Source organism: Bradyrhizobium sp., from assembly GCF_049798375.1.
Lineage (GTDB): Bacteria > Pseudomonadota > Alphaproteobacteria > Rhizobiales > Xanthobacteraceae > Bradyrhizobium.
This window is the reverse complement of sequence record NZ_JBARGP010000050.1, coordinates 1-2,025: the sequence shown is the minus strand read 5'-3', so window position 1 is coordinate 2,025 and position 2,025 is coordinate 1. Positions and strand designations below refer to the sequence as shown.

2 protein-coding genes are annotated in these 2,025 nt (G+C 62.1%); one reads left to right on the top strand and one right to left on the bottom strand.

The window, feature by feature from the left end:
- The first annotated feature begins 251 nt into the window (after positions 1-251).
- Positions 252-1,523, top strand: coding sequence for an IS110 family transposase (locus WA702_RS01800; RefSeq protein WP_425108812.1), 1,272 nt, complete (start codon positions 252-254; stop codon positions 1,521-1,523).
- Positions 1,524-1,634: 111 nt separating this feature from the next.
- On the opposite strand, the gene WA702_RS01795 is transcribed toward WA702_RS01800, so the two are convergent.
- Positions 1,635-2,025, bottom strand: a 391-nt coding sequence (locus WA702_RS01795; protein ID WP_425108811.1) for a nucleoside deaminase, incomplete at its 5' end; no start/stop codon positions are given.

The window sequence follows — 2,025 nt, the reverse complement described above, 5'->3', positions numbered from 1 at the left end:
CCGGCGTTAAGAAGCCGACCCGGGTTGGATGAAACTGTGCATGCGGAAGCAAGCGGAGTATTTATAGAGGGCCGTCGGCAAAGAGGTCGGTTTCTCCCTGGTGCGTGAGAGCCCGGTTGCGAGTTGGACCCGGGTTGCCTGGATGACCCACATTGGCGCGAATGGGCGTGATTTTGCCCTGGAGCACGCTTCCTAGGATTCTCTTCTGACAGGCGCCTATGCCGTCGGCGTGAGCCATGGAGGAGAAGAGCATGGATGTCCTGTATGAGCGGGTGGCCGGCCTTGATGTGCACAAGGATACGGTGGTGACTTGTGTGCGGATGTTGGTCGACAGCAAGACGAAGCGAGAGTGTCGGACGTTTGCGGCGACGACGGAGCAGCTTGTGGAGTTGAGAGCGTGGCTGGAAGAATGCCGGTGCACGCAGGTGGCGATGGAGGCGACGGGCGTTTATTGGATACCGGTGTTCCGGATCTTGGACGACGGCGGGTTTGAATTGATCGTCGCCAACGCGGCGCACATCAAGAATGTCCCCGGGCGCAAGACCGACATGAACGATGCGATGTGGCTCGCCGACCTGCTGGCCTGCGGGTTGATCAAGGCGAGCTTCGTCCCGAACGAGGGGGTACAGGAGCTGCGCGGGCTGACGCGGACACGCAAGCAACTGATACGCGAGCAGACCAGGCATATGCAGCGCATTGAGAAGACGCTGGCAGAAGCCAATATCAAGCTCGGCTCGGTGATCTCCGACGTCATGGGCGCGAGCGGACGGCGGATCATCGAGGCGATGATCGCCGGGGTGCGGCAGCCCAAACAGCTGGCCGAGCTCGCCGGCAAACAGATCAAGGCGTCGCCGAAGGAACTCTACGATGCGTTGCATGGACGGTTGACGGATCACCACCGCTTCCTGCTGGAACTTCATCTGAAGCAATGGGACAGCATCAATGAGACGATCCGCAAGCTCGATCTCGAAGTCGATCAGCGGATCGCCCGCATGGAAGCGAAGGCAGGGAGCCGCAACATCCCCTTTCGTACTTTGATCGAGCTTTTGACCACCATTCCCGGGGTCAGCGCCGTAGCTGCGCCTGCGATTCTGTCCGAGGTCGGTGATGATATGAGCCGCTTCCCCACCGCCGGTCACCTCGTCGCCTGGAGTGGCCTGTGCCCCGGGCAGAACGAAAGCGCTGGCAAGCGCAAGTCCTCGCGCCTGCGCAAGGGGGCTCCCTGGCTCAAGACGATGCTCGTGCAATGCGCCTGGGCCGCCAAACGCACAAAAGACAGCTATTACCGGGCTCAGTTCTTCCGCCTGCAGGCCAAGCGCGGGCCGCAAAAAGCGATTTGCGCCGTTGCTGCCTCGATCCTCACCGCCGTCTATCATATCCTCAAGGATGGCACAGAACATCACGACCTCGGTGCTGCCTACTTCGATCGTCGGCCAGTTGAGCTCAAAGCAAGCCGACTGGTCGTGCGCCTCAAAAAACTCGGTTTCACCGTCCAACTGCAACCAATCGCGGAGGCCGCCTGACACCCATTCAACCAGTCGTTTCTTCCTAGGAGCGCAGCGACGAAGCAATCCATAGCGCCGCAAGCGGAGAGATGGATTGCTTCGCTCCGCTCGCAATGACGGGTGAGGGAGCTACCGCCTCTCCCGAAAGAACTCCCGCAGCAGCGTGGCCGAGGCGTGCTCGCCGATCCCGGGATAAACGTCCGGCACGTGGTGGCAGGTCGGCGAGGCAAAGAACCGCACGCCGCTCTCGACCGCGCCGCCCTTGGGGTCGGCCGCGCCGTAATAGAGCCGGCGGACCCTTGCGAAGGAGATCGCGGCCGCACACATGGTGCAGGGCTCCAGCGTCACGTAGAGGTCGCAGTCGACCAGGCGCTCGCTGCCGATTTTCCTGGCCGCCTCGCGCAGCGCAATGATTTCGGCATGGGCCGTGGGGTCGTAATCGGTCAGCGTCCGGTTGGCCGCGGTGGCGATGACCTCGTAATTGCGGACCACGACGCAGCCGATCGGAACTTCGCCCGCC